At 73.3% G+C, this 5312-nt stretch carries 5 protein-coding genes and 1 pseudogene; 1 reads left to right on the forward strand and 5 read right to left on the reverse strand.

The genetic code is table 11. From position 1 onward, the window contains the following. The 5 genes and pseudogenes from VKG64_15425 to VKG64_15445 form a co-directional block, all read right to left on the reverse strand. On the reverse strand, positions 1-1401 hold a 1401-nt coding region (locus tag VKG64_15425), incomplete at its 3' end, for a methylmalonyl-CoA mutase family protein (protein ID HKB26426.1). Beyond that, a complete protein-coding gene (gene meaB / locus VKG64_15430; GenBank protein ID HKB26427.1) occupies positions 1394-2350 on the reverse strand; it encodes a methylmalonyl Co-A mutase-associated GTPase MeaB in 957 nt (318 codons plus the stop codon). The genes meaB and VKG64_15425, both read right to left, overlap by 8 nt. Before the next feature lie 7 nt (positions 2351-2357). Further along, positions 2358-3773 carry an AMP-binding protein gene (locus VKG64_15435; protein HKB26428.1) on the reverse strand — a complete coding sequence of 472 codons (1416 nt, stop codon included), beginning with the start codon at positions 3771-3773 and terminating at the stop codon, positions 2358-2360. Between the two features lie 21 nt (positions 3774-3794). Continuing rightward, the gene (locus tag VKG64_15440; GenBank protein ID HKB26429.1) at positions 3795-4199 is read right to left on the reverse strand and encodes a cobalamin B12-binding domain-containing protein; all 405 of its coding nucleotides are present in this window, start codon (positions 4197-4199) and stop codon (positions 3795-3797) included. Between the two features lie 73 nt (positions 4200-4272). Continuing rightward, positions 4273-4482 (reverse strand): annotated as a pseudogene (locus VKG64_15445) (helix-turn-helix domain-containing protein). A 341-nt stretch (positions 4483-4823) separates the two neighbouring features. On the opposite strand from VKG64_15445, the gene VKG64_15450 reads away from it, so the two are divergent. After that, complete coding sequence (locus VKG64_15450; protein HKB26430.1) at positions 4824-5213, forward strand: gamma-glutamylcyclotransferase; 390 nt, start codon at positions 4824-4826, stop codon at positions 5211-5213. Positions 5214-5312: the final 99 nt, after the last annotated feature.

A 5312-nucleotide genomic window follows, 5' to 3' on the forward strand; every position in this document is an offset into this window, starting at 1 on the left:
CACGCCGACCACCGGCAGCTCGCCCGACGCCCGCCGGCGCGCGTGCTCGTAGGCGGAGTCGGCGATCTCCCGCTGGAACCAGCCCGCCTCGATCGCCTTCACCGTGCCGCCCAGCGCGTCCACCCTCGCGAGGATGGCGAAGACCTCCGCCTCGATGCGGTCGGTGAGGCTCTCCACATAGTACGACCCGCCCAGCGGATCCACCACGTTGGCCACGCGCGTCTCGTCCGCGATGATCTGCTGGGTGCGGAGCGCGATCTTCATCGCGAGCTCGGAGGGGATCGCGTACGCCTCGTCGAGGCCGTTCGTGTGGAGCGACTGGGCACCGCCGAGGACCGCGGACAGCGCCTGGAGCGCGGTCCGCACGATGTTGTTCATCGGCTGGGCCTTCGTCAGCGTCACCGCGGCGGTCTGGCAGTGGAACCGCAGGCGCATCGACTCGGGCCTGGTGGCCCCGAAGCGCTCCTTCATGAGCTTCGCCCACACGCGGCGCGCCGCCCGGAACTTCGCGACCTCCTCGAAGAAGTCCGCCTGCGCGACGAAGTAGAACGCCAGGCGCGGTGCGAAGCGGTCCACGGGGACGCCCGCGCGCGTGACCTCCTCGACGTACGCGATCGCGTTCGCCATCGTGAACGCGACCTCCTGCACCGACGTCGCCCCGGCCTCGGAGATGTGGTAGCCGCTGATGTTGATCGGGTTGTAGCGCGCCATGTGCTCGGCGCAGTAGACGATCATGTCGCGGACGAGCCGCAGCGAGTGGCGGATCGGGAAGATCCACTCCTTCTGCGCGATGTACTCCTTGAGGATGTCCGTCTGGCAGGTGCCGGAGAGCCGGTCGAGGTCGCCGCCGCGCGCCCGGGCGAGCGCGACGTACATCGCGAGCAGGATCCACGCGGTGGGGTTGATCGTCATCGAGACCGAGATGCGCTCGAGGTCGATCCCCGCGAACAGCGCCTCGACGTCGTCGAGCGTGTCCACGGCGACGCCCTCGCGCCCCACCTCGCCGAGCGCCCTCGGGTCGTCGGAGTCGTAGCCCATCAGCGTCGGCATGTCGAAATCGACCGACAGGCCCGTCTGCCCCTGTTCGATCAGGTAGCGGAAGCGCCGGTTCGTGTCGTCGCCCGTGCCGAAGCCCGCGATCTGGCGCATGGTCCAGAGCCGGCCCCGGTACATCGTCGGATAGGGGCCGCGCGTGAACGGGTAGCGCCCGGGCAGGCCGATCTCGTCGTAGGCCGTGCCGGCCAGGTCCGCGGGGGTGTAGACGCGCTCGACCGGCAGGCCGGAGCCCGTCCGGCGGTCGGCGCGCGACTCGGGCTGGCGCTCGAGGAACTCGCGGAGCTCCCTCGCCTCCCAGTCGCGCCGCGCGGCCTCGATGCGCTCGATCGCCTTCGGATCAAACATGGGACGTCCTTTCTCCCAGCCGGGCGAGCAGCAGCCGCGCGCACGCGTGGGGCGCGAGCTCCCGCCGCGCCACGCGCTCGACGTCGGCGTCGCCGGCGGCCGGCTGGGCGAGGCTCCGCGCGACCAGCTCCTGCGCGATCTTCAGCACGCGGGCGTCGACCATGCGCCGCCAGCGCCGGTCGAGCTCGCCGCTCGTCTTGAGGTGCGCCAGATGGCCGTCGAGCCCGTCCACGAGCGGCCCGATCCCCTGCTCGCGCGCCGCCGACACCCCGAGCACCGGCGGGACCCAGCTCTCCGTCGTCGGGAGCAGCGTCAGCATCGAGCGCAGCTCGGCCAGTGTCCGGTCGGCGCCCTCGCGGTCGACTTTGTTGACGACGTGGAGGTCGGCGATCTCGAGCAGGCCGGCCTTCAGCGCCTGGACGTCGTCGCCGAGGCCCGGGACGCTCACCACCACGACCGTGTGGGCGAGCCGCATCACGTCCACCTCGTCCTGGCCGACGCCGACGGTCTCGACGAGGATCAAGTCGCGTCCGGCCGCGTCCAGCAGGTCCACGCCGTCGGCCGCGGCCCGGCAGAGGCCGCCGAGCGCGCCGCGCGTCGCCATCGAGCGGATGAAGACGCCGGGGTCGAGGACCAGGTCGTTCATGCGGATCCGGTCGCCGAGGATCGCGCCGCCGGAGAAGGGCGACGACGGGTCCACGGCGAGGACCCCGACCGTGCGCCCCCGAGCGCGGGCCGCCAGGGCCAGGGCCCGGGCGAGCGTGCTCTTGCCGCTGCCCGGCGCGCCCGTGAGCCCGACGACGTGCGCCCGGCCGGTGCGCGGGTAGACGCGCGCGACGAGCGCTTCGGCGCGCTCGCCGCCGGTCTCGATCCACGTGAGCCCGCGCGCGAGGGCGCGCGTCGAGCCGGCGAGGAGCTCGCGGGCCAGCGTGTCCAGATCGGTCGTCATGGGGAGACTATCTCACCGAACGGCGGTAGAGGTCGCGATCGTCGATCACCCGCCGCGCCTTGAACTCGGTCCGCTCGAGCGTCCCCGCGGGGACGAGCTCGACCACCGGGCGGACGCCGAGCCGCGCCCGGAGCCGCTCGGTCATCGTGGCCGAGAGCGTCGCCCGCGCGCCGGGGTCGGCGTGGGCCGGCGCGTATTCAGCGCGCACGAGGAGCTCGTCCATCGCCTCGCGCCGCGAGACGATCACGCGGAACTCGCCGCCGAAGCCCTCGATGGCGCGCAGCGTGTCCTCGATGGCGCTCGGGTAGATGTTCTCCCCCCGCACGATGAACATGTCGTCGATCCGGCCGTAGAGCCCGTCGGGCAGCCGCGGGTAGGTGCGGCCGCAGGGACACGGCTCGTCGATCCAGCGCGCGAGGTCGCCGGAGACGAGGCGGATCATCGGCTGCGACGTCCGCTCGAGGTGGGTGTAGACGGGCGTCCCCTCGGCGCCGAACGGGACCGGCCGGAACGTCTCCGGATCGCAGACCTGGGTGTAGACGAGATCCTGCCAGAGATGCATTCCCGTGCGGTGGCGGCATTCGCCGTTGGTCATCCACGGCGTCATCTCGGCCATGCTCCCCATGTCCACGCAGGCGCCGCCGAAGGTCTCCTCGATGAGGCGCTTGGTCGCCGGGATGCCCGCGCCCGGCTCGCCGGAGAAGAAGAGCGTGCGCAGGCCGAGCTGCCGTGGGTCGATGCCTTCGCGCCGCGCGACCTCGGCGAAGTGGAGCGCGTACGAGGGCGTGCCGTAGAACGCCGTCGGCCGGAGGTCGCGCGCCCACTGGACGGCCATCAGCGTCTGTCCGGCGGCGCCCGCGCCGAACGGGAACGCCGTGGCTCCGAGGCGCTCGACGCCGGCGAGCGCGCCCCAGGATCCCAGGTACAGGCTGAAGAAGGAGCAAATGAGCGCGCGGTCGGCCGGACGGAGGCCCGTGGCCCAGAGAATGCGCGCGTGCGCCTCGCCGATCCGCGCCCAGTCGTCGCGACCCACGCCGAAGACCGTCGGCCGTCCCGTCGTGCCGCTCGTGCCGTGGATGCGCGCCACCTCGGCGGGCTCGACGCAGAGGTACTCGCCGAACGGCGGCGCGGCGGCCTGCGAGGCGCGCAGCTCGGCCTTGGTGACGACGGGAAAGGTCGTCAGGTCGCCGAGGGACTGGAGCGTCGCCGGCGACACGCCCGCCGCCTGCCACTTCCTCCGGTAGAACGGGCTCCGCGCCCACGCCCACTCGACCTGCCGCCGGAGCTTTCCGAGGATCAGCGCGTCGCGCGCGAGGGGCTCCATGCACTCGAGCTCGGGGAACCAATGCTCCGACCCGGGGTCCGGACGGTAGGTCGCGTCGTACCGGGGGGGCCACACGCTGAGGTCCACGGCGGTCGTCACCCGCGCCCCCCCCGGCCCGCCTCAGCGCGGCTGGCGCGCGGCGACGAGCTCCCGGAGCCGGGCGGCGATCACGTCGGGCGGAGTGTCCTGCAGGAGCACGTCCGCGGCGCCGAGCGCGCGCAGCGCCGGCACATCCTCGTCGGGGATGACCCCGCCGACGACGAGGAGCATGTCGCCCGCGCCCGCCGCGCGCATGAGCTCGACCACGCGCGGGATCAGCGTCATGTGGGCGCCCGACAGGAGACTGATCCCGAGGACGTCCACGTCCTCCTGGACGGCGGCCGCCACGACCTCCTCGGGCGTACGGTGGAGCCCCGTGTAGACGACGTCCATCCCCGCGTCACGCAGGCACCGCGCGACGACCTTCGCGCCGCGGTCATGACCGTCGAGACCGACCTTGGCGATGAGGACGCGGATCCCCGGCATGCGTGCTTGATACAGGATTCCAGGCCGGGGATCAAGGACGCGCCCGCCGCGCGGCGGGCGCGTCCGGCGCGCGTCAGGAGAGCGGGGCGCGCGCCGCCGGGCCGGGGGCGCGCCGCGGCGGCCGGGGCGGGAGCAGCTGGAGCTGGCGGCAGCGCTTGCGGAGCGTGTTGCGGTTGAGCCCGAGGAGCCGCGCGGCGCGGAGCTGGTTGCCGCCCGTCAGCGCGAGCGCGTGCGCGAGCAGCGGGCCCTCCAAGAGCGCGAGCGCCTCGCCGTGCACCCGCCCGGGCTTCATCGCCGCCAGCGCGGCCACGAGCCGCGGCACCGTTTCGGCGATGAGTCGCGCGACGGTGCGCAGCTCGGTTCCGCCCTGACCGACGACGTCCCCATCCATGGTTCACCCGCTCCTTCTCGGGCGCCATTGACCGAGGGCGTACGACGCCGTCGTCGCCGACCACGAGCGCGAACAAGCAAGGCGCGTGCCGGGCATCGCGCCAGGCCGGGCTCAAGCGCGACGCGGATTTAGCGACGTCGCCGGCGTCCCCGCGCTGCCCAGCCCATGGGCAGACGGCGTCGATTGCCCATTCGGCGAGCAGCGTGCTACGGTCGGCCGCAGGAGAGAGCGCGTTGAACATCCGCCTGGCCGTGAACGGCACGCTGATGCGCGGTCTCGAGCTGAACGGAAACCTGCTCGCGGCCGGCGCGCGCTTCATTCGCGAGGCGACGACCGCGGCCTGCTACCGGCTCTGGTCCGTGGGCGACCGCCACCCGGCGATGCTGCGCGTGTCCACGGGCGGCGCGGCGGTGGCCGTGGAGGTATGGGACGTGCCCGCGGCCGGGCTCGCGACGATCCTCATGTCGGAGCCGCCGGGGCTCTGCGTCGGCAAGGTGCGCCTCGCCGACGGCGAGGAGACGCTCGGCGTGCTCGGCGAGCCCGCCCTCTGCGAGGGCCAGCGGGAGATCACCGCGTACGGCGGCTGGCGCGCCTACGTCGCGGCTAGAAGCTCCACTCGCTGAACAGCTTCTGCTTGAAGGTGGCGAGCTCCTCGACCGGGGCCTGGACCTCGCGCAGGGCCGTGAGCTCGAGCACCCTCTGATCGAGGCGCGTGAGGCGCC

This window comes from Candidatus Methylomirabilota bacterium, assembly GCA_035260325.1.
GTDB lineage: Bacteria > Methylomirabilota > Methylomirabilia > Rokubacteriales > CSP1-6 > AR19.

Bases quoted from the DNA above. Each gene is read 5' to 3' on its own strand.
- meaB (HKB26427.1), bottom strand. From the start codon at position 2,350: ATGACGACCGATCTGGACACGCTGGCCCGCGAGCTCCTCGCCGGCTCG.
- VKG64_15440 (HKB26429.1), bottom strand. From the start codon at position 4,199: ATGCCGGGGATCCGCGTCCTCATCGCCAAGGTCGGTCTCGACGGTCAT.